The sequence below is a fragment of the Vibrio atlanticus genome (genome assembly GCF_024347315.1).
GTDB lineage: Bacteria > Pseudomonadota > Gammaproteobacteria > Enterobacterales > Vibrionaceae > Vibrio > Vibrio atlanticus.
Window position 1 is genome coordinate 1,793,976 of record NZ_AP025460.1, and the last position, 22,280, is coordinate 1,816,255.

At 43.0% G+C, this 22,280-nt stretch carries 28 protein-coding genes; 3 read left to right on the top strand and 25 right to left on the bottom strand.

Annotated features, from left to right (window positions below; all coding sequences use genetic code 11):
• Positions 1-12 precede the first annotated feature (12 nt).
• From OCV30_RS07975 to OCV30_RS08025, 11 genes are all read right to left on the bottom strand, one after another.
• Positions 13-501, bottom strand: coding sequence for a GNAT family N-acetyltransferase (locus OCV30_RS07975; RefSeq protein WP_065678032.1), 489 nt, complete (start codon positions 499-501; stop codon positions 13-15).
• Between the two features lie 68 nt (positions 502-569).
• A complete protein-coding gene (locus OCV30_RS07980; RefSeq protein ID WP_065678033.1) occupies positions 570-1,196 on the bottom strand; it encodes an RraA family protein in 627 nt (208 codons plus the stop codon).
• A 263-nt stretch (positions 1,197-1,459) separates the two neighbouring features.
• Positions 1,460-2,320, bottom strand: coding sequence for an NAD-dependent epimerase/dehydratase family protein (locus OCV30_RS07985; RefSeq protein ID WP_065678034.1), 861 nt, complete (start codon positions 2,318-2,320; stop codon positions 1,460-1,462).
• Positions 2,321-2,438: 118 nt separating this feature from the next.
• Positions 2,439-2,837: a hypothetical protein gene (locus tag OCV30_RS07990; RefSeq protein WP_244499014.1), complete on the bottom strand. Its 399-nt coding sequence runs from the start codon at positions 2,835-2,837 to the stop codon at positions 2,439-2,441.
• A 45-nt stretch (positions 2,838-2,882) separates the two neighbouring features.
• Positions 2,883-3,644, bottom strand: a complete 762-nt coding sequence (locus OCV30_RS07995; RefSeq protein WP_102552608.1) for an IS5 family transposase — start codon at positions 3,642-3,644, stop codon at positions 2,883-2,885.
• A gap of 78 nt (positions 3,645-3,722) precedes the next feature.
• On the bottom strand, positions 3,723-4,070 hold the full coding sequence (locus OCV30_RS08000; protein WP_244499049.1) for a hypothetical protein: 348 nt from the start codon (positions 4,068-4,070) through the stop codon (positions 3,723-3,725).
• Positions 4,071-4,398: 328 nt separating this feature from the next.
• Positions 4,399-4,650, bottom strand: a complete 252-nt coding sequence (locus OCV30_RS08005) for a hypothetical protein (RefSeq protein ID WP_065679680.1) — start codon at positions 4,648-4,650, stop codon at positions 4,399-4,401.
• Between the two features lie 234 nt (positions 4,651-4,884).
• Positions 4,885-5,298: a GFA family protein gene (locus OCV30_RS08010; protein ID WP_065679679.1), complete on the bottom strand. Its 414-nt coding sequence runs from the start codon at positions 5,296-5,298 to the stop codon at positions 4,885-4,887.
• Between the two features lie 305 nt (positions 5,299-5,603).
• Complete coding sequence (locus OCV30_RS08015; protein WP_065679678.1) at positions 5,604-5,978, bottom strand: VOC family protein; 375 nt, start codon at positions 5,976-5,978, stop codon at positions 5,604-5,606.
• Positions 5,979-6,036: 58 nt separating this feature from the next.
• Positions 6,037-6,735, bottom strand: a complete 699-nt coding sequence (locus OCV30_RS08020; protein ID WP_065679677.1) for a pseudouridine synthase — start codon at positions 6,733-6,735, stop codon at positions 6,037-6,039.
• Positions 6,735-6,896 carry a hypothetical protein gene (locus OCV30_RS08025; RefSeq protein ID WP_017059212.1) on the bottom strand — a complete coding sequence of 54 codons (162 nt, stop codon included), beginning with the start codon at positions 6,894-6,896 and terminating at the stop codon, positions 6,735-6,737. The genes OCV30_RS08020 and OCV30_RS08025 overlap by 1 nt, the downstream gene beginning before the upstream one ends.
• A gap of 208 nt (positions 6,897-7,104) precedes the next feature.
• Here OCV30_RS08025 and OCV30_RS08030 point away from each other — a divergent pair, with 208 nt between their 5' ends.
• Complete coding sequence (locus tag OCV30_RS08030; RefSeq protein WP_004733901.1) at positions 7,105-7,506, top strand: YkgJ family cysteine cluster protein; 402 nt, start codon at positions 7,105-7,107, stop codon at positions 7,504-7,506.
• Positions 7,507-7,559: 53 nt separating this feature from the next.
• Here the strand turns inward: OCV30_RS08030 and OCV30_RS08035 are convergent, their stop codons facing one another.
• From OCV30_RS08035 to OCV30_RS08060, 6 genes are all read right to left on the bottom strand, one after another.
• Positions 7,560-7,961: an NUDIX hydrolase gene (locus tag OCV30_RS08035; protein WP_065679676.1), complete on the bottom strand. Its 402-nt coding sequence runs from the start codon at positions 7,959-7,961 to the stop codon at positions 7,560-7,562.
• Between the two features lie 228 nt (positions 7,962-8,189).
• On the bottom strand, positions 8,190-8,570 hold the full coding sequence (locus OCV30_RS08040; RefSeq protein WP_017057365.1) for a SpoIIAA family protein: 381 nt from the start codon (positions 8,568-8,570) through the stop codon (positions 8,190-8,192).
• Between the two features lie 113 nt (positions 8,571-8,683).
• The gene (locus OCV30_RS08045) at positions 8,684-9,280 is read right to left on the bottom strand and encodes a class I SAM-dependent methyltransferase (protein WP_065679675.1); all 597 of its coding nucleotides are present in this window, start codon (positions 9,278-9,280) and stop codon (positions 8,684-8,686) included.
• Positions 9,273-9,788 (bottom strand): HAD family hydrolase, encoded by a 516-nt coding sequence (locus OCV30_RS08050; RefSeq protein ID WP_065679674.1) that lies wholly within the window; start codon positions 9,786-9,788, stop codon positions 9,273-9,275. Before OCV30_RS08050 ends, OCV30_RS08045 begins: the two co-directional genes overlap by 8 nt.
• Positions 9,789-9,816: 28 nt before the next feature.
• Positions 9,817-10,761 (bottom strand): D-2-hydroxyacid dehydrogenase family protein, encoded by a 945-nt coding sequence (locus OCV30_RS08055; protein ID WP_065679673.1) that lies wholly within the window; start codon positions 10,759-10,761, stop codon positions 9,817-9,819.
• Positions 10,762-10,857: 96 nt separating this feature from the next.
• A complete protein-coding gene (locus tag OCV30_RS08060) occupies positions 10,858-11,322 on the bottom strand; it encodes an ASCH domain-containing protein (protein WP_065679672.1) in 465 nt (154 codons plus the stop codon).
• A gap of 511 nt (positions 11,323-11,833) precedes the next feature.
• Here OCV30_RS08060 and OCV30_RS08065 point away from each other — a divergent pair.
• Positions 11,834-12,553, top strand: coding sequence for a membrane lipoprotein lipid attachment site-containing protein (locus OCV30_RS08065; RefSeq protein ID WP_065679671.1), 720 nt, complete (start codon positions 11,834-11,836; stop codon positions 12,551-12,553).
• A 177-nt stretch (positions 12,554-12,730) separates the two neighbouring features.
• Positions 12,731-13,231: a hypothetical protein gene (locus tag OCV30_RS08070; RefSeq protein WP_065679670.1), complete on the top strand. Its 501-nt coding sequence runs from the start codon at positions 12,731-12,733 to the stop codon at positions 13,229-13,231.
• 105 nt (positions 13,232-13,336) lie between these two features.
• Here OCV30_RS08070 and OCV30_RS08075 read toward each other — a convergent pair whose 3' ends face one another.
• The 8 genes from OCV30_RS08075 to OCV30_RS08110 all read right to left on the bottom strand — a co-directional run bounded on the left by OCV30_RS08075 (position 13,337) and on the right by OCV30_RS08110 (position 22,253).
• Positions 13,337-13,591: a DUF3297 family protein gene (locus OCV30_RS08075; protein ID WP_029223190.1), complete on the bottom strand. Its 255-nt coding sequence runs from the start codon at positions 13,589-13,591 to the stop codon at positions 13,337-13,339.
• Between the two features lie 246 nt (positions 13,592-13,837).
• Positions 13,838-16,039: a TonB-dependent siderophore receptor gene (locus OCV30_RS08080; protein WP_065679669.1), complete on the bottom strand. Its 2,202-nt coding sequence runs from the start codon at positions 16,037-16,039 to the stop codon at positions 13,838-13,840.
• Positions 16,040-16,438: 399 nt separating this feature from the next.
• Positions 16,439-18,415 carry a Fe(3+)-hydroxamate ABC transporter permease FhuB gene (gene fhuB, locus OCV30_RS08085; RefSeq protein WP_065679668.1) on the bottom strand — a complete coding sequence of 659 codons (1,977 nt, stop codon included), beginning with the start codon at positions 18,413-18,415 and terminating at the stop codon, positions 16,439-16,441.
• A complete protein-coding gene (locus OCV30_RS08090) occupies positions 18,412-19,350 on the bottom strand; it encodes an ABC transporter substrate-binding protein (RefSeq protein WP_065679667.1) in 939 nt (312 codons plus the stop codon). The genes fhuB and OCV30_RS08090 overlap by 4 nt, the downstream gene beginning before the upstream one ends.
• A complete protein-coding gene (locus OCV30_RS08095) occupies positions 19,347-20,126 on the bottom strand; it encodes an ABC transporter ATP-binding protein (RefSeq protein WP_065679683.1) in 780 nt (259 codons plus the stop codon). Before OCV30_RS08095 ends, OCV30_RS08090 begins: the two co-directional genes overlap by 4 nt.
• Positions 20,127-20,443: 317 nt before the next feature.
• Positions 20,444-20,896 (bottom strand): GNAT family N-acetyltransferase, encoded by a 453-nt coding sequence (locus tag OCV30_RS08100; RefSeq protein WP_065679666.1) that lies wholly within the window; start codon positions 20,894-20,896, stop codon positions 20,444-20,446.
• 67 nt (positions 20,897-20,963) lie between these two features.
• Positions 20,964-21,098, bottom strand: a complete 135-nt coding sequence (locus OCV30_RS08105) for a hypothetical protein (protein WP_017107965.1) — start codon at positions 21,096-21,098, stop codon at positions 20,964-20,966.
• 24 nt (positions 21,099-21,122) lie between these two features.
• Positions 21,123-22,253, bottom strand: a complete 1,131-nt coding sequence (locus OCV30_RS08110) for a PcfJ domain-containing protein (protein WP_065679665.1) — start codon at positions 22,251-22,253, stop codon at positions 21,123-21,125.
• Between the last annotated feature and the right edge of the window lie 27 nt (positions 22,254-22,280).

Below are 22,280 nucleotides of genomic sequence, written 5' to 3' on the forward strand. Positions count from 1 at the left end.
CTTTTTATTTGATCACGAGTCGGACATTGCCCAACGGAAATAAGGCCTCTGACCATCCATTCGCTCAACCTCTGCACCCAACCTTTTATAGAAATCATGGGCTTTCTTATTGTGCGGACTTGCGGTCCATGAGATGTGCGAAGCAGATGAGGACTCCGCTTGTGACTTTAAAGCCGACATCAGTTCACGGCCATACCCTTTTGATCTTTGCTTTCCTTTAACTAATAGGTCGTCAAGCCAGATTGATGGCTCTCCACGGAAAGATGAATATCGATAGTGATACAGCGCGAAGCCAAGAGGCTGATCATTCAATTCCAAGATTAAAGCATGGGCAAATGGATAATCACCAAATAGTGTACGTTCGATTTTCTGTACAGTTGTTGAGATTTCGCCGCTAAAACCTCTCATACTTCGGTCAAAGTCAGCTTTTTGTTCAATAAACTCTAACAAGACACTTGAGTCTTCTTTCGTCGCAGTCCTTACGATCACGATCTTCTCCATGGGTGAATTTATTCGTTATTGTCTAACGCTTGTTAATCGATAAAAATGCCGCGCATTACGAATCAGGTTTAAGTGCTTTCAGATTTTTGTTTCGCAGACGTTATTGCTTGGGCTATTTTAGCCCTATGACTCATTTCCCACTCAGCGAGCGTTAATGACGCTTCGTCACTTGCTTTCTTTGAAGCCATTAAAAACACTTCATCTTTCTTTGATTTAGGAATAACGACAATACCCTCTACATCAGCAACAATGATATCTCCCGTAGAGACCTTTGCTCCCCCGCAAATGATTGGAGCACCCAATTCAGAATAGATCTCTTTCTTTCCCGGTACAGGATGGACACCTTTCGCAAAAACTGGAAACTTCATATCTGAAATTTCACTCAAGTCTCGAATGACACCATCAATAATAAAGCCTTTAATGCCTCGACTCTTAGCGACTGCGCATACATTACCGCCGGCTACTGCATATTCGCTATCAACTCCATCCACTACAATAATGGAACCTTCTGGTGCTTCGTATATGGCTGAATGAAGCATTAAATTATCACCAGACGTTAACTGAACAGTAAAAGCGTCTCCAAAGATTCGCGGTATATCCTGCCAAAGAGGACCAATGCTAAAGTTAATAAAATGGTCGTTAGTTAATATGTTTCCGTAATCGGTTGTCGCTAATTTAGAAAAATCAGGCTTCATATTTGCACTCCATGTTTGAACTAATCCTCACGTCATACAAAGGTGTGACGCACGCTGTCGTTCAATGATATAGAGCTAACTCAAAGATAACGTTGACCTCGAACTCAGCTCTACAAAAAGATCTATTCCTGCGACTCGGTAGCTTCACATCTGTTGCGAAAGGAAATTATTGTGACGCTACCGATTAACTTAAGCTCAGACGTCGGAAAAGACTAAACTCAACTAAAAGTACCGAGGATTGGTAATTAGAAATAAGCACTCAACTATATGTAATTTTCAATATATTCACTAATTGACTTAGTAGCCTCAAACGAATAACTAATTGGAAGTGTAAGATTCATCTTCTCGACTTCTACAGCCATCGAACCATTTTCTGACTCAAACTCTTCCCAACGGATCTTTCTCACTTTTGTTACAGCTTTGGCCGCCAATAAGAGTTGAGCGAATTCTGCAGGACTATAACCTTGACTCTCTGCTATAAAATGTTGCTTTTCTGTGGTTCTGCCTTGCGCCAAAAGTAAATAGAACCGCGCAATGTCGTAGACATGAACATATTGGTTAAAACCAATAGACGGCATACCTAATTCAATCGTTTGGCTAGCGAAAGATTCAACAATTCGCTTTAACTGACAGCTCTCACCGCCATAAACCAAACTAGGACAGTAAACGACGTGCCACCTGTTTCTAATAGCGCTATGTATTGTTTCTACATCTAATCTAACGGCGTCTAAGGGTTGCAGCCGAAATTGACTCAAATCAGCGCTAGAAGCGTTACCAAAGAGCCAAACACCCGATGTATGTATCTTTGTTGCGCCTTTAGCGGCAAGTAGGTCTAACTCAGAGAGTAACTTCTGCTCCACATCGGCAATTTCATGTACCGAGAATTGTGACCAATGTGGACGCGCGCAATTCACAACCACATCAAAGTAATCTTCAAAATCGACCCTATCTAGTGTCGAACCTACGGCAAGAGGCATGACGATTTTGTCCCTACCGTATGTGAATACTTCAAAACCATTTTTTGTGAATAGCGATGTAACGTGACGGCCAATGTATCCACTAGCCCCTGCAATTAATACTTTCGTTACTCCCTTATTCTCGACATTACACATAACCAATGACATGCATCTCCCTTTAAAGAAACATTCTTCAATATACGATTAGCCAATACACTCTCGGCATTTATGTGTTGATCAAGCTAACAAGCCCCTTTGATTCAAAAAAGTATTGTGAGGTGAGTAGTTAGATATCAACCTTTTCTGTGAGCCTTGCTTTCAATTTTATGCCCAACTTAATGTGGGCTTTGGGTTGAACCATTGGATCTAAGCCAAACTGCTTTCTCGTATTATTCAATAACAAAGGCGGTAATTTTTCTTCACAGTACATGGCGTATTTTTCAAAGTACAGTCTCGAGTATGCGCCATCAGCGATATCAAAAGGTTCATCAAGTTGAAGTCGCTTATGTTTAACCCAACCTTCGAGTGAATACCAACATGATAGATATAACGGCCCCCAAAGATTCAGAAAATGCTTTTTTGATACCAAATCATGAGTAGCAAAGTACCCCATTCTCTGCAACGCAACACTTACAGCTTGAGCGGCTTGTAATTCTTCTTTACTCCATGTCGATACATAATCCACACTAACGTCACTAGGGCGTGTTGATCTTTGCTGTACATTTTGTGTTCAACAATACATCGGTAGCCACATTAACATGAATGCCAGCGATAACATGCTGGCATAATTCCTTTCTAGCTTGTCATATCTACTTGAAATAGCTCGATAATGCTTAATTCTCCCAAAGGCATTTTCGACCAAGTGACGATACTTGTATAGACACCAATCCATACTGTCTTTGTCTATATCTTGTCCGTAATTGCGTTTAGCAATTACCGTTTCTCCGCCACGTTCCTTAACAAAAGTACGGAAAGGTTCGCTGTCATATCCTTTATCACAAACGATAGTATTAACTTCATCGAGTTGTTCAACTAAGCTTTCGGCATGCACTATATCGTGGCGTTGTCCTTCTGATAAATCAAAGCAAATCGGCAGACCACCACTATCTACGGCTAAGTGAATTTTGGTTGAGTTGCCCCCGCGACTTTTTCCTATTTGCTCTGAGCTTTCAGTAGCTGCACCTGTACTATGCTGATGCGCTCGAACTATAGAGCCATCAAGAAAGACCCATTCAAAATCAGCCATGCTAGATAAGCTTTTGAAAAGTTTATCTAAAATCCCTTTCTTTGACCAAAGATTAAATCGTCTGTAAACGGTACTCCACTCTCCGAACTCAGAGGGTAGATCTCGCCAAGGAATACCTGTTCTCATTCGATAAAGTATTCCTTCAAATGTCATTCGATGTTCAGTTTTATCGTAAATACGACCTGTACTTTTCATAACTTGGAGTAGCAGTTCCCAGCGAATATCAGTTAGCATTGTTCTTGGCATGGTATTGGTTATGGTTTTACTTTTGGCGAAGCAAATTATAACTCTTTACCATGCTGTTCAAAAAACACTCACGAAAGATCAACACGCCCTAGTTACCTGACTATAAGGCTCTCTTTTGTGAGCGTCTGTCACCAACCTAATCGCAGGTTTTAATGCTGACATCTCTTCCATTGCCCAATTCAACAATTCGGCGTTACGACTTCGGGTCGATTCCTCAATAGATTTCGAACCTTGTTTCAGTCCAACCAGTAAGACGAAGGTTAAAATAACCATGACCATGTCCATTACACCGGAGACACCACTCCAATCAAACTCATGGAGCTTTACTGTCACTTCTTTTGAAATGTCGATTGCTGATGAAATTGTTAGAAATAAAGACGCAACAAACACCGATAGTAAGACAATGTTTAATATTATTTTTCTCATAACCTTCGTCCAAAAATTTTGTATATCAAATCAATACTGAGCTAAATAGTAACCTAAGTAATTACCAACATTAAGTAACTCTTTTAACCAGTCAAAAACCGTACGTATATGATGCCAAAAATGGTGAGCTACACTTGTAAGAGAACATGGTTCACTCGGATAGGTATCATTGGATAGACGAGTTATCGCCGCTTTAAGTGGCTGACATCGCAACCACCTCGCCTCAACCATCGTGTCGAAACACTAAAGTGACTCGAACGAGAAATGCCAAGTGTTTAGCATCACTCTTAAATGCAGATATGGATAATAAGCACTTAATAATTGCTTTCTATTGAGGCCTATCTTCTGGGTTATCACGATACCAAGCTTCCAGCAGTTCCCGACCATAGATGACTTCAGTCTGCATATGCATGTAAAGAAGGAATGCAGCCAATAGAAAACTAACGCCGTTCAACCACCTTAATGCCTGTTTACGCTCTGCATCATAGAAAAACATACTGATACCAACAAGCAAGAACGGATAACAACCGATAAGAAGTAACAACCAGCCTAGGTAACTTGATATTGCCATATCTGTCATTTCCGCCCCCTAAGAGCCATTAGAAAACTCAGTGTATATTAGAGTAACTATTCAGCTATTCGGAGTTCAGACAATCGAGTTTCGAGTCACTTCAAATTGGGGTTGATGCTGGGAGGTTAAGCGTGAGAAACGCTACCACCTCACCAAAACCATTGCACCGCAAACACAAAAATCGACCGAAACTAAAAAATGCCGAGCGTTGGGAATTAGTATTAAGCTAATAAAAACTAAGTGCTACTCTCCACTTTCAAAGTGAGCAAAAACTTCTGCACCAGTCATATTTTGTGTTTCATTTTTAAATTCGTAGTATTCGGGCTTTTCATCAATAAATATCTGATGAGTTAGCTTGTAGTCATCCCCTGACATCAATAATCCGACAGGAAGGTGATACTGATTATTTGGCACTAAAAAGTAGAACAAATGAGTACCACATTTACTGCAGAAACCTCTTTCTGCCCAATCGGATGACTGATATCTCACAACATTTGATTCACCTGATATTTTAACTGAATCAGCGCAATCAATAGCTAACATCGGACCGCCAGACCAATTTCTACACATACTACAATGACAAGCCCCCAATTCATTACTGGCGTACTCTACTTCCAACTCAACCGAGCCACATAGGCACTTTCCTTTACCTTTCATGAATCCTCCAATCTTTGCAATGTGTGTGAAATGAATAGCTGATAACGCTTTTTATACCGATGACTTAATAAGAAAGGTTATTTTTATTTCCCTTCTCCGACAGATACGCGGCATACTTTTTAGAGATCCATTTATGAATATGAAGCCCTGTTTTACGAAAAAGATACCAATCTATAGCAGCCAGAATCACCAAACCGATTACAGTTCCCATAACAAAACCTCCATGCTCATTTAAATGTCACTCTAGCAAATAGTTAAGAAAATCACCGTGAGCCTAAACATACTATCAATGCAAGTTGGGTGAATTAGCGCGACCTAATGTTTTCGGCGACACGCCACAACACACCACTTGGGTCAATGATACAAAACTCAAGCATTCCCCAAGGCTGCTCAACAACCTCGGAAACGGTAACTTCAAATTCCGACACTACATTAGAGTTTTGGATATGTTGATACCAACTTTTTACGTCTTCAACCAGCAAGTGCATCATGTAATTGCGACAGTGCGCAGGTTCGTAAAAGTTTTGCAGAAGGAACGCACAACTGCCGTGTCTTAGATACGCGATATCGTGAAATTCAGACATCACTTCGAAGCCGATTGACTGGTAAAAACGCTTAGATAAATCGAAGTCTTTCGCGGGTACGAAAGACTTAATTTCTGAGACTTTGAGGTTTTCCATCCTACATCCTTATAGTGTTGATATTCTTGTGCTGACACGCTTTAAACGATTAAAACGTTTATTCTGAGCCCTGCTGAAATGAGTCGACTTCGGCTTGGGTTAAGTAACGCCACTGACCTGCTTCAACATCTAAACGAACATCACCAATCTGTTCACGGTGAAGGCCAACAACTCGATTACCTACCGCGGCAAACATTCGTTTAACTTGATGAAACTTACCTTCTGTAATGGTCAACAGCACCTCTTTACTGGTAATCACTTCGAGCTCTGCCGGACGCGTCAGTTTTTGTTCGCCTTGCAATGGAATGCCCGCTTTGAACTTATCAGCGACATCGTCTTTGATATCTCGTGACAATGTCACGCGGTACACCTTCTTACATGACTTGGTTGGCAGTGTGATGTTGAATGACCAGCGCCCGTCATCAGTAATCAAGACTAAGCCTGTAGTGTCGGCATCTAAGCGCCCTGCGATATGCAGTTCTGATGCTTTCTCTAACTCTAGGTAATTGAAAAGCGATGGGTACACTTCGTCGATATTGGAACAGATGGTGCCCGCAGGCTTGTGCATTAAGATGTATCTAAACTCTCGTAGCGTTAATGCATCACCATTAAGCAGGATAGCGTTACTTTCATGAATCTGAGTAGACTCGTCTAGCACAACCACACTGTTCACACTCACCTCACCGTTTTGGATTCGCTGAACGGCTTCGAGTTTTGTTAGTTCTGTGCTTTTACAAAGGTATTTATCAAGGCGCATTAATCGTCGGCACCACATTTAGCACAAGGCTTGTAAGTTCGTTCACCTTGCTCGATAACCACATAGTCACCAACGCACTTGTCACATAAAGCGAGCTTGGGGTAAGCCTCTTTTTGTTTCTTTGCGTTGATGTTGCCTTCGGTGGTGTATACGGTTCTCATTTTTATGCCTTGTTTTAATAACTTGCTAGGCGCAAATTGTATCACTGTTTACAGCTTTGATTGGAGTGGTGGTGCATAGATAAATTGTTTTTAAGCGCCGCCATTCCATGTTCTCGCCCCGTAACGGCTTAACCATGAACAACAAAGTCAACGTGCCACGCCTATCAGTGGTAAAATGATAAAAGCTCACCAACCAATGAAGTCACTAATGAAAAATTGTAATCAATGCGGGAAATGCTGTATCAAATACGGAGATGGTGACCTTGCCGCAACTCAAGAAGAGATCGATTTGTGGGAGCTGTTCAACCCAGACATCTTTGAATATGTTCGAGGAAGCGAGATCTGGTTCGACCCTGAATCTGGCGAACGTTTAACTCGCTGCCCTTTTCTGGAGCTGGTTCCGACGAAAGACACCAAAGCTCAAGCCAAGTATACATGTAGTATTTACTTAGACCGACCAGAAGATTGCCGACACTACCCAAGCCTAATTAATGAGATGGTACGAGATGAGTGTGAAATGATTGAGGTGGTGGATTTACAAGACACGAAGAAAGCTCAAAGGAAACTCGACCTATTGATGAAAGACAGCCGCCCTTCAAGCTATTCGTAAGCGATGATCTCTTGAAGATCAATCTTCAGCATTAGTTAATAGCCGCTAAAACCTTAAGCCAAATACTGGTTCGCTTCTAACCAATCAAGCGCAACCAGTGCTGCCAATGAACATACTGCTCTGTCGTTGCCATCAACTAACTTAAGCTCTTCGATTTCGGCATCTGGAGACAATTCACCAGTATAGTCAGCAAGATAACAAGTCAATTGCACTGATACGCCTTCCGCTTTGCCATCAGCTTGGCCTGTAAACGTCTCGACGTATTTGATGGAATCAGGCACTAAATCGACTGAGATCTCTTCTTTGATTTCGCGAACCAGTGCTTGTTCATCACTTTCACCAGCTTCACGCTTACCACCCGGTAGATAGAACAGTTCTTTGCCTTTTGATCTGACCATCAACAGCTTGCCGTCTTTGATGAATATCCAAGCCAGCTTATCAATTACCTTATGCATGTCGTTAGACCTTATTTCTGTTTTAGTTCTCATTATTACTGAATCTAGCCACACCATTAGTCGCGACCAAACAAAGCCTTGGTATGTTACACGCTGCAATGAATATACTCTATTGAATCGAATAGGAAATATCATCGCCAAACCGAAAAATGACAGCGTTCGAGACAATGCTCGTCAACTGTCATTCGCGATGTTTACTGATTGTTCGTTAGCTGTTCGCGAATATTATCAATCGACCAACCACTTAAGCGCAGAGTCGTGGTCTTCGAATGACTTAATCTCACCAGACACAAACCAACTCCCTACTTTTGAAGCGAATTCTTGCCAGCTTTTATCACCATAAATCGCGATTTTGTCTATCTTCGAATTGAGCTCTAATCCCAGTTTGAAATCATCCCAAGCAGCACGTAACTCCCAACCCGTTAAGGTGGAGATGTCGACCAGCATCTTGAGTTTAGATGAATCGAGTTCTTCTAGCGTGGTATTTAGAATTGGCATCATTGCCTGATAGTCATCGTGTGTGAGTTTGCCTTTCGCTTTAAACACAACGATGGTTTCACCGCTAACACGTTCAATTCCAACCGATATTCCGTGACGTTCGATACTCATAGCCTAGCCCTCATAGTGGAAACTAGACTTAGCTTAGAGGATTAGACAGCAAAGAGATGAGACGTTGGCGTCAAAACAGACAAGCATCCGAACGAGTTTTAGTTACTGACATTTTAACGGCGTTTAATCGCAACGACCGAGTAAGTGTGCCAATGCTTCACCCTACCCAGCGACGTGAGTGCTTGTTCGTCTCGCTCATGGAATCGTACTATCTCAAAGTCGTTGAATAAGCTAAGTACTTTGGCTTTTGTTAACGGCGTTGTTGGGGTTCGATAGCCATGTGCCCAACTGTCATCGACGCCCATGAAATCGCCTGCGAATACACCACCGATTTCAAGACAGTTTTCAATATTGTGCCAAACCCCGTCAAAACGGGTTGGGTCAGCAAAAAACAGACTCGAATTGGCAATCACTACGCCAGATTTAGGGTAATCATAGTGTTCAAATCCACTTTCAGATATTTTGACCAAAGATTTGCGACCAAAACGATCCCGACATATAGCAATCGAATCAGGATTAACGTCGAAGCCATACACTTGATACGCTTGTTGTTCTAAAAAGGCGATGTCACTACCTGTTCCACAACCACAATCAATCGCAACATTTAAGCCTGACTCATTCAGTTTGATTGCGAATTCAGTTCTCTTTAAATGAGGTTTGCTTAGTGCTTTTTGGTAATACTGACGCCAGATCTCAGAGTGATCATCCATGGTACTTCTCCAACAGTTCGCTTAGGGATTGAACTTGCATGACATTCGGATGCCCTGACTTAAGATCAGCGCCCTCCGTGTTCAACCACACCGCTTTCAAACCCGCTTCAAGTGCTGGGTAAATGTCTTTGTCTAAGGTGTCACCCACCATGGTGATATCTTGTGGTGCTACACCGAGTTTGGAAATGATGGCAGGATAAAAGCCCGAATCGAACTTAGAAAAGCCAATGCTCGCCTTACAAAAGTAACCCAAGATATATTGAGACAGGCCAACACGCTCGAAGGCACGAATGATGTCGTCTTTACTGGAATCACCAGCATTGGTGGCAACGTAGACTTGATGATTTTTGGAGAGTTCAGCCAGTAATGCACGAGCACCACTCACTTCTTGTACGATTTCCCAGTCACACATCTTCCCTTGTGCGTCTGGGAAATCGACCATCAGCGTATTGCCCCAGTCGAATAAGACTATTTCTGTTAATTCGATTAGCTTTGTCGTCTTGTTCATCTTGCCTCCTGCATTGGTCATAACTCTTCTACAAGCTATCTTTTTGATAGGACAGAATGTTGTCGAAGGCGATATCGAAGTAGAGTTCGTAGCTATTTTGTTCAACATAGCCCAAATGTGGGGTCGCAGTGACGTTAGGCAGAGATAGTAACGGTTCAGTGTTCTCTGTTGCAGGCTCACAATCAAACACATCAATAGCGGCTGTTTTGGTCGGTACGCCACGTAGTTCATGATACAAGGCCATCGGTTCGACTAACTCGGCACGACTGATGTTCACAAACAGTGAGTTCAGTTTCATCAAGCTCAGGTCTCGTGCTGTAACACATCCTCTCGTGACATCATTCAAACGTAAGTGCAAGGAGAGCACATCAACTTCTCGAAAGAAGTCTTTTTTGGTTGTAGCAGCTTTGAAGCCATCTGCTTGTGCTTGATCTCGTGAGGTTTGGCTCCCCCATACCACAACAGACATCCCAAACGCTTTGGCATATTGTGCAATGCATTTGCCGATCTTACCGTAGCCCCAAATACCTAGCTTCAAGCCCTTCAACGTTCTGCCTAGGCCGAGTGAGCCTGAATCTTGCCATTGATTCTGTTTCAGGTTTGATGCATAAGTAGGAATATGACGAGAGGCGGCCATAATCAACGCCCAACATAACTCAGAGGGCGCAACTGGCGAGCCTCGGCCTTCTAAAACGGTAACACCAAATCGTTCGCACATTTGCGGGTCGATATGGTTACTCACTTTGCCCGTCTGGCTAATAAGCTTAAGGTTTGGGAGCTGCGATAACAGAGATTCGGTGATCTCGGTTCTTTCACGAATGAGCACAATGGCTTCAAACGGGACCAACTTAGCGACGAGCTCTTGCTCTAAGTAAGTCTCGGTAAATACCGTGACATCGTGTTGTTCGAGTTTGTTGAAGCAATCGAGGTCTTTTACAACGTTCTGGTAGTCATCCAATATCGCTATTTTCACATCACTCTCCTTGTGATTGTTAGTTATCTTGTATTGTTCAAATAAAGACTAAAGTGCCATACCTCGAGATTCAACATAGCACTCACAGGGACTTCACTATTGATAAACCACTTTGAAACGCTCCAACATAAGTAACATGTCTTCACTTGGTGAGATCTTGAGCTCTTCACATTCACTTGAGAAGAAATTCCAGTGAGCTTCTCTCCACCATTCTAGTGTTTTGTCACCCTCGCCTTCTGCAGCAGCAAACTCAGCGGTCACTTCGTTGTATTGGCACGACGACACCGACGTGATCTCTACAATGCAAACTGGCTTACCATCCCAATCGGTGACGACTTGCAAGTGACCAACGACTGGTCTCGTCTCACCTTCATGGGTATACCAGTATTCAAGGCCGCAGGACGCTCGTTTTTCACCCTTGAGAATTAACTGAGCGCAGAGGTTGGCGTTGTATTCATCAGCACAGTAATAGTCGGCACTAAAAGAGGTGTATTGCGAAGCAACGTCTGCTGGCAATGTGTTGAGGTAGCTATCAAGATAAGCTTTGCTTCTTTCTTCCATGATCTTTCCAAATTCAATATTAGGTTGAGCCGATAAATACTTATAGATTAAGCATCTGGCTGCATTGGGAGTAACCTATCAAGTCAGGTTATTGCTGTAAACCGAGTGAATATCAAAATGTGGGCTGAGAAAGAAGAATATTGGTGGGAATGTTTGTCAATAGATACCAAATAAAACAGAAGCAGGATATACCTGCCTCTGTTGTTTATTAGTATGACGTTGTCCAGTTAATGAACTATTGAAGCCACTCAAGATCCACATAGCAAGACGATTACACGCTCAGTTTTCGCCCACTATCCATACCCACCAGCATTCTTTCGAAGTCACAACACATAACCAATCGTGATGTTAAATCTATTGTTCAGTTTATTTATCCAACATCGATTTTTACGTATCGTACAACCTCAAGCAATGCAGCAGCCCTACAGCGTTAAGTACGTTAGGCCAGCGACTAGTGGGATTGGTTAGCCACACATTGCCTTTACGAAATTAAATAACGATAGGAAATATCATGAACAAATCACTTATCGCACTCGTTCTTACTGCTGTTTTAGCAGGTTGTTCATCTGGCGGTGGTTCTGAACCGGCACAACCTCAATTTGATGGTGATTACGGTTTCGAAAATATTGACCCAGGTTTTGGAAACGGCGACTCTGATAGTGATGTCGACAATGGGTTTGATAATATCGACCCTGGATACGGCAAAGACGATTCAAAAAATATTGCTGATACCATTGAACAAGCTGATCTAGGCTTCGTCTACATCCCAGATATCGGTGATGTACCATTTTTTAATAAAGACACAGGTGAAGCTCATATAAGCGCCGTAAAACAACGTTCTGATGATAACGAAACGCTATACAGCATCTACGTGGATGATAAGCGTGTTGGTGAAATCATCATTCGTGATAACTATGTCAAAGTTAGCTCTGGAGACAAGATGATCTCAGGTGAGCAGAAGTCTTATCTTGATACTGAACATACCTTTTGGACTATTCGAGGTACGAACGGCAATGTAGTTGGTGACTTTAAGCGTCTCGACGATGGTGTTTGGGTGTTCCGTGAAGAAATGAACCGTGAAACATTTGTGGTTAAGTATCACGACGGTCAGTGGAACTTCATCCCTGTCGCAGACATTAAAAACAAGGTTAAAGACAACTTGCCGTCGCAAGCACAAGCCACCAAAGTGCGAGCAAAAATGCAGGTTAATAAGCTACGTACTTTGAAGTAATACTTATCACCAATCCCATATCAAAAAGGCATCCTCAAATCCAAGAGGATGCCGATCAAGCATCAACCAAGAATACATAACTAAAAAGCTCAAGGAAGATCCGGACTAGGTTACTAATTTACTGGCATTCAGTACTTTGAATTCGCCGATATTTTGTATACATAAGCGAGAGATCCAATGACCATCAAAAAGTTCCCCCTTCTGACATTAGCCGCTGTCTTGCTGTTCACTATGTCTAACGCACAAGCCAATGAACAAAACCAAGAAGAAACTGCGATAACATTTGGCCTATCAGCTGAACGAGGGTGGAGAGATTGGTCTGCTTCTTACATCAAATATCGTGGTCCGGGAAGCATAGGTTATGGCATTGAATTTACTCGCTCGGCTTATAACGAAGATGAGGAATCATACGAATACAAGCAACGCGACAACGAATATCAGTTTCACGCCCCTATTGGAATCACAGAAAACTTGTACATCACTCCCGGTTACGGGATTAAGCGTACCCATACAGACGTCACTTTGGATAACCGCGAGTTCTCTGATAGCTCAACCAAACAAGTCGGTGGCTTAGATGCAACCTATATTATGGATAATGGCTTTGTTGTGACCGCAGGTTTCGATAAAGCAGAAGGTGAAGACATCGAGTTTTCGATTGGTGCAGGTATCGCGTGGTAAAGTCGACTTAAGGAATCATACGCAAACAAAAAGGACCTAGATTTCTCTAGACCCTTCTATATGAACAGCGTTTTGTACTCGACATTATCGAGTTACACGAAGTGATTAATCTTCGATGTAGAAAGCTTCTACTGTGCCTTTAAGAGTAATAAGCATTGGCTGACCAAAACGATCTAGCGCTTTAGGAGAAGGGATCTTAACCCAACCTTCGCTGATGCAGTATTCTTCAACATCAGTACGCTCTTTACCATTTAGACGAATGCCGATTGGGTATTCGAAACACTCAGCCACGTGGTGTGGGCTGCGTGGGTTGCCTGCAAGATGATCTGGTAAAGCTGGTCTTGAATTAGTATCGCTCATGTTCATTACCTGTATGTACGTAAATAAAAAAAGTGCGTCATTCTAGTCAATATAGGCTTTGTGCTCAACAACTGCTGCAATAAATCGTAGAGATCGTTTTAATCAACAGCGAGTTGTTTGATTTAAAAGCGATATAAGCACTTTTTCAAACGAAAATTTAACAAGATTAAACATTGTTAATAAAGAGAAAAATGATGAACTTAATAAACGCACCCAGCCCACAGGCTGAGTGCTTATTGGTAAGTCTTACCAGTCGTACGTTACACTTGCAATGACGTTACGACGATCACCGTAGAAACAATAGTAATCACACGTCGCAACGTACTCTTTGTCTGCTAAGTTTTTCGCTGCAACTTGGAACTTATAATCTTCAATACGGTAGCTCAATGTTGCGTCAAACAATGTGTAAGAAGACACTTTGTTCGTCTCAGTGTTGTCGGCGTAAGAATCACCAACATAACGAGCACCCGCGCCAATAGTTAAGCCATCTAATGGACCATTTAGGAAACGATAGTTTGCCCAAGCAGAAGCCAGTTGGTCAGCAATTTGTGACGGCGTATTTCCTACATTGCTGCTTGTAGCATCTTCTGTTATTTCAGAATCGATGAATGAAAAGTTACCAATCAAAGTTAATGCTTCAGTCACGTTTGCAACGGCTTCTAATTCAAGGCCCCGGTTACGAACTTCACCAATTTGCGTTAGCTGACCGGCAACCTGACGTGCTAAGTTTTCTTTCGATACTTCAAACGCAGCAATGTTGAAGTAACCGTCAAAACTACGCGGTTGATATTTCAAACCCACTTCATATTGCTCGCCACGTTCCGGTTTCGCTGGATTACCATTTTGGTCAAGCTGAATAATAGGGTTAAACGACTGAGCATAGCTCGCATAAGGTGTAAAACCACTATCCATCAGGTAAGCAACACCGAAGTTGGTTGTCCACTCTTCGCTATCGACCTTAGTTTTGGCGCCAGTAGTCGTGTTATGTGTCTTGTTTTGGGAATCGTCGTAACGAACACCGATTTGTACTGCCCACTTATCCGCAATCATCATTTGGTCTTGTAAATAGAGGCCTAATTGATTATTTTTCGTTTTAGTGGTTTGACGATCTGATTCATCAAGTGGCGCAAACGTTGTTGGATTCAACAAAGCTACATTTGTGCTATATGACGGATTGAACACGTTAAAAATAGGGCTAGGAATATTTCCCACACCGGGGACAGGTAGAAGACGGTTTCCGTCACCAATAATTGGATCAGCCGCGTAATCTTTACTATCAATATCGATGCTTTGGTAATCAATACCAGTCAACAAGGTGTGTTCTACCGAACCCGTTGTAAATTTATGGATCAAACGATTATCGATATTAAACGCATCGGATGTCCCCTCTTCCGTCGATGCTTGTCGGATAATAGAAGAACGGGTTGGATCGTAAGGTGCTAGAGCTGTGTCACCAATATACCGCGAGTAATACATTTGACGTAGGTTTATGTCCATTTGGCTGTAACGAACGTTTTGCATTAAGTAGGTACGGTCATTAAAGTGATGTTCAAATTCATAACCTATCGAGATTTGTTCACGCTCAAACGTCTCCCAATCTGTATTTCCCAATGCCCGGCTATCACTGATTTTTCCATTTGGATTCGACGTTAACGTTCCTTCCATTGGTAGGAACTGGAGGTACGGGTCGGAATCATCTTTCTGGTAGCTAGTTAGCAGTGTGATTTTTGTGTCGTCTGTGAATTTATAAGCCAGAGAAGGAGCGATAAAAATGCGTTCAGCTTCTACACCATCGACACGGCTGCCATTTTTACGACCAAGCGCTTGCAGGCGAAACGCCATTTTATCGTTAACTTCAGAGTTCACATCTAAGCTAATTTGCTTTCGATCATCAGTACCGTATTCGATAGCAAACTTACCCGAACCACCATCAAACTGTGGACGCTTACTGATTACGTTAATAACACCACCTGGAGGAGTTTGGCCATATAGCGCTGATCCTGGACCACGCAAGATTTCTACTCGTTCCAAGCCAAACGGGTCGATTTGCCAGCTGTAAAAGCCCGATGAATACAAACGCGTTCCGTCTTGATATAAACCACTGTTAGCTTGCTTAAAGCCGCGGATAACAAACCAATCTTGCTTGTTGTCTTCACCAAAATAGTTCGCTTGGATACTAGGCGTGTACTGTAATGCATCGGCAATACTGATTGACGCTCGGTCGTCCATCTGTTCACGAGTAACAATAGAAATTGCACGTGGTGTCTCACCTATCGCAACGTCTGTTTTTGTTGCTGTTCGACTGCTTAATCCTACGTAACTAAAATCAGGACCTACTGAGCTGTCTTCAAGTTGCTGTCCAATAACAACAACGGTTTCATCTTCGTTAGCTTGAGCCATTCCTGACGATATAACTAAAGCGACCGCAAGTGCTGTTGGGGTACGCATAAAGTGCCGATTCATATATTTCTCCTTCAATACGGCTATGAACCAATTGCAAAAAAGAACAAATGATTTTTACTTTTAAATCATTTGTTCTTGAACCTAACTAGGCTCTTAAAAACTCAAGCGACAACACTTTCTAGTGCTTGGTGCGCTTGAGCCAAATTCCCTTTACTCAACTCAATAAGATTGCCGGTATCCATTTTTAGAATACGTTCAGCTTCTTCGCTGAAATGGCTAACTAGTTATTATTGTGATTATCATTATTATTAAAAGAGTAAAATAATCCCGTATAAACCCAACGCAGCAACCTGATTACTATGTTTTACTCTGGGCCTATTCTCTAGAAACTCATTCGGCTGATACTCGTTAATGAGCTATTGCTAATGGCTATAAGTAACTAAGCTATAGCTTTCTCAAACCCCACATCAAGTACATGCCACCGATAATCGAAGCCACCAATCCTGCTGGGACCTCTTGTGGGTAAAGCCACTGTCTACCAAGCCAATCCGAGAGCAACATCAGTGCCATACCAATTAACGAAGAACAGATCAGGTGCTCTTTAGCACGGCTATAACCAAATAATCTCGCCATGTGTGGAGCCATCAAACCAATAAAGCTTAATGGACCAACTACCAGCGTTGCGCTCACGGTTAAACATGCCACCAGCACCAACAATAGAATTCGAGATCTTGATACATTGATACCAAGAGATTGGGCACTCGCCTGCCCTAATGGCAACACATCCAACCATCGCGCACAGAGAAAACCTAACGAGATAAATACAACCGAAGATATCAGTAACGGCACGAGTGTTACCTCGGTGACGTAATACGTTGAACCTGCCAACCAAGCCAGAACTTGATAACTTCTTGGATCACCGCCTGCCAATACAAAACTTTGCACAGCGTTCATCAGTGCCGTTATCGCAACGCCTGTTAATAGTACTCTTTCCGGTTGGAAGCCCGACTTTTGGTTAAGCACAACAATGATGCCCAAAGTACAGACCGCGCCAATAAAGCCACCGACATAAAGGCCAACCACGCTGCTGCCAAAGCCCGCAAAGATTGCGAGAATCAAACCTAATGCCGTACCAGAACTGATACCAATCACTTCTGGGCTGGCCATTGGGTTGCCACTCAAACGCTGAACGATCGTACCAGCGACTGCCAACATGCTGCCCGCTAATGCCGCTGCCGTTAATCGAGGTAAACGCCATTCGAGCATTGCCCAGTCTTGAGTTTGAAATAACCAACGCCAACCTTCAGTTTGTACAGAGAACAAACTAAACACGATCAGCGACATCGCAATAAACAAGCTGGCCAATACCACTGAATGCTTGTTTAAGCGAGAAGCTACTTCCTTATGACGCGTTAATACAGTTTGTGTTTGTGACTGACTTTTCATGGACAACTTGGGCAGCAACCACAACAACAGTGGAGCACCTAACGCAGCCGTTGCAGCCCCTGTCGGGACAAACATAGACATGATGCCCGGCAACTGTTGAATAAGCAGATCGGTAAGGCTTAACAACAAGCCACCTAACAGCATAGATACCAATAACTTAGGCACTAAACGGTGCACACCCATCAAGCGTGCTAACGCAGGAGCTGCTAAACCGACAAAACCGATAACACCGACAGCACTCACAACCCAAGCCGTCAGCAAAACCGCCAAACCGAGACAAGCGACTCTTAATTTTGGTAACGAAACACCTAAGCTCTTAGCGCCCTGTTCTGATAACTGAAGCAAGCTCAGTGGTTTTACGAACAGAAACGCCATGAGAGTCGCAATCGCTAAGCGTGGAGCCAAGTACTGAACATCTTCCCACCCGGTTTGAACCAATGAACCAGCACCCCAAATCATTAAGCCATTCAGTTTGTCTTGGTTCATCATTAACAAGACAGTACTCACAGCGCCAAAATAGAGGTTCACGACCAAGCCAGACACAATCACTACGGTTGGAGACAAAGCACGTCGCCAAGACAAAGCAAACACCAAACCAATCGTAGTGACGCCACCAACAAGTGCCACCAACGAATAAGACCACTCTAAAAGCCAAGGGGCATAAAGCGTCGCTAACATAAGTGCAAAGCTCGAACCGCTCGCAACACCTAACGTAGACGGTGAAGCCAACGGGTTTCTGAGCACTTGTTGCATCAAAACTCCCGCCACTGCCAACGCTGCGCCAGATAGCAATGTAGTGAATAACCTCGGCCACCAAGCCAAATGCAGTTTCACTGAGTCTGGAGAAGTGAAATCAGCACTCCACAAGCTAGAAAGTCGGCTCAATCCGAACTGAGAGACAGATAGGTGTTGGCCTATTAACACCAGTGTAGAAACCAATAAAAGAGTCATAACACCTAACAAGAGAACTCTCATAGCACGTCTCCTTGGTTCAATTCAGAGACAATGAAGCGCGCAAAGCGTGTTGCAGAAGGTATCGCGCCGAAGCTCCACACCGCTGGTACTTGTAACGCGGGGTAGCCCGACTCTTTCACAATGTATTGCCAAAACTGATTTGCTTTAAGGCTCTCTTCTGTTCCCGCTGGCATTGGAGAAATGATCACGATTTGTCCTTTAACACCAATGAGCTGATCGACACCAACCAAACTGTAACCCCAAGCGTTGGTTTGCTCTTTCCATGCTGATTCAAGGCCAATCTTGTTTACTGAAGCTTTGTATAGGCTGTTGTCCCCAAAGACGCGAACATGGTTAGTGTCCATGAATTGCACCATCAACATTGCAGGCGCATTGTTTGGGAGCTGAGATCCTAAACGATCCATTTCAGCATTCGCTTTCTGAATCAAAACTTCAGCTTGAGGTTGTTTCTCAGAGACCTCTGCTAGCTTTCGAGTAACCGTTTCTAACGCTGACCAATCGACATCACCACTTCGATACAAACCAATGGTCGTGACAGGGGCAATTTTGCTTAGTTGAGTCTCCAACGTTGAAAACATTGGAGAGAGTAATATCTTGTCGGGTTTGAGCTCATGAATACGTTCAAGGTTTGGTTGCGTTCGTAAGCCAACATCCGCAACAGTTGGGGGAATTTGAGGAGACTTTACCCACGAGTTGTAATCGGGTATTTGCGCGACAGCAATAGGTGTAACGCCCAACGCCAAAAGCGTTTCAGTGTGAGTCCAATCGATGGAAACTAATCGAGGTCGATCGTCATCATTCAACTCAGACGCATCTTGATTAGCTGACGAAAGTGGAGAAAACACCAGTAAGCTAGAGATAACAACACTTGAGATAAGAGTACGAGTGACATGCGAGCGATGTAATATTGATTGGAAAGACTGTTTAAGCATCATGCTGGCTCCAAATCACCAGGCATCGCGACTGGGTAACCCGCAGAGTGTTGAGTAATGTGCATAGGCACACCATAGATATCTTTCAATGTCGATTCTTTGAACACCTCATCAACCTCACCTTCGACTAATAGCTCGCCACTATGTAAGGCAATAATATGGTCGCAGAAACGTGCAGCCATATTGATGTCGTGTATCACAATGATCACGCCAATTTCCAATGTTTCACTCAGGCGCTTAATCAATGTCAGCATTTCAATCTGATGACCAATATCGAGCGCTGCTAAAGGCTCATCCAGCAAAAGGTATTTGGTGCGTTGAGCCAACAACATCGCAAGCCACACACGCTGGCGTTCACCACCCGATAAAGTATCCACCAAACGATCAGCGTATTGCGTTGTGTCGGTAAGTTGCATCGCCTCTTCAACGTATTGCTTATCTTTACTTGAAAGTCGACCTAATAAGCCGTGCCAAGGGTAGCGACCAAAGCTCACCAGGTCTTTGCCGGATAAACTGTCGGTTGCAGGTAAATGTTGAGGTAAGTAAGCAATTTGTTGTGCGAAGTCCTTATCAGACCATTTAGCGACCGCTTTATTTTTCAGGAAAATATCACCTGAAGTGGCGCGCTGCTGCTTCGCTAACAACTTTAATAAAGTCGATTTTCCCGAGCCGTTATGCCCAACCAAAGCGTAGATTTTTCCTTGCTCAAACGACACATCAAATGTCTTGAGCAGTTGCTTATCCCCTACGCTAAAACCGAGTCCCTTTGCTTCGAGCATACCTTCAACCTTAAAACACATCATTCACTAAAGAATTAATGAAATACGAACATATTCATAAAATCATTAACAGACACGCTTTTATACACTTGCAAAAACGCTAACGCAAACGATTTTCATTTAGATTAAACTGAATGTCATACTAATTTATCCCTATATTTTAGAGAGTTAGAAGCTTAATTTAGAGAAGGTAATCTGACGTTGATTCAAGATATTGTCGCAACGAAGTTTAAGAATTTATGAAAATGCGCTCATAAACCGATAGATGAGGAAGGCAGAGAGTTTCGTGGCTGTTAGGCTGTTTCCGAATATTCAGCCTAAAACGAAACGCTCATGACGTGATGATTGGGTTCGGTTTCAATCTCAACGATTGACCAACCAAGAGAAAGGTACAAAGGCGCAATATTGGTATAGGCGTACAAGTTAGACGTTGAATCCTTCGAGGATTGAGATTGATAGTAAACTGGCATTTGTTCAACACCACGATTAATCAATTCACTCGCAATTCCTTGGCCGCGCCATTGAGGTTCAACAAACACGGCGTTGATCCACACCACATCCCGCACTTGATAAGGTTCCTGAAAATGGGAATATGCCAAACCACCAATGACCACATTCTCGCGAAGTACTGTTATTACTGGGGGAAGTTGTACGCTGTCTTTATAGGTATCTTTAAACTTGAAATCAGACCATTGGCTTTGAAATAAGCCTTCTAATTCACTCCAACAAGGTGAACTTTCATCACAATTTCTAAAGATTACTTTCTGCATTTTTTTCATCCTTTGAAAGGGAGTAATTCGGCCATCCTAGCCTTGGTTTATATCAGTGTAGATAAAGCTACTCTTCTTCTTCGTAACTGTCTGCTGGGTCTTCATTGATTTCTTCGCCACACCCCAAGCATTCGGCTTGCAAATCCGTTGGCATCACAATAATCAAACCACAATGCGGGCATAAATCACCTTGTTGAAACATCCCGTTATTCCTTCTACGTCACAGCTATTGCTTCGGATACTTTTGCTTACTCGCTTCTAACCAATCATGAATAACTTGGCGAGCAGACTCGGATGGCGGTGCATTTCGTTTCCCACAAATCTGGTCAATTTCAAACGGAAACGCTTTGCTCGAGACACGACGTAAACCTATGGTTAAACGCTGAGGTTTGAACATGCGGAATACCACATAGCGATCACTCATGATTCGATTGTGATAGACGCCAATGCAATGTTTTTGTTCCACGCCCTCTTGTTCAAGGTCGTAGTAATCAGTAAGCGGATGAATATTGTCATTACCGAGTAAAGGAACCGGATAAGGGATGTCCATGTCCATAGGCCGATTTCCTTCTAGACGGCGTAACTGACGCTGTTCTGTCCACCTATCATGCAGTTGCTCAAACATAGCAAAGGAATTTTGACTTGTGATGGCGCGTAATGGATCGTCCATCTCCAAATCTTGACCCAGTAAAATCGCGTCTTGGAACATGGCCATCTTTGAAGGCGCATTGAGCCTTCCCTCTTCAACCATCGCAATGCCCAATCGACTGCCGGTTAGAAATGGATGAACTTGGTCCAAACGAAGCGCTGTGTAGCCAACTTTGGAATAGTGCTTGAATTTAAGAACACGTCTTTGTAGCGGTTCAAGAATTCGTACAATGTGGTCGAGCTCATCACCGACGTTGTAGTTAAGCTCTAGCTTATCGATGAATTTTAGGGTCGCTTTACTGCCATCTAAGCCCAGTTTGGCTAAGATTCTCTTTTGTCCTAGGCGACTCAGTTCCAATGCTTTCTTGTTATCGACACTGTATTTCATACAGATCAAAGCCAAAATAACTGGCCTTAATTCAAGCAATTGCGCGGCTTCATAGGTATTTGCTGCAAGCCAAAGCATCTGGTATTGATACTCTGGAAAGTCGTCGGTGATTTCACGATAACGCGCAGGCAATGAGTCTAACCAACGACCATTCACGTCAAACTGCTCAACAAGGTTGAGGCTCAGCCCAATGCCCCCATCAAGCGGTCGCCGACCATCTTCAAACACATGAAAGCCGACAAGCTTTTGAGACCAATCTCGGATCTCAATATCGTAGTCGAAACCTAACGTCCTAGTGGGAATGGTGAGTAGTGCTGTCATTGATGCCTCTTCGTTATTGGCGCATTA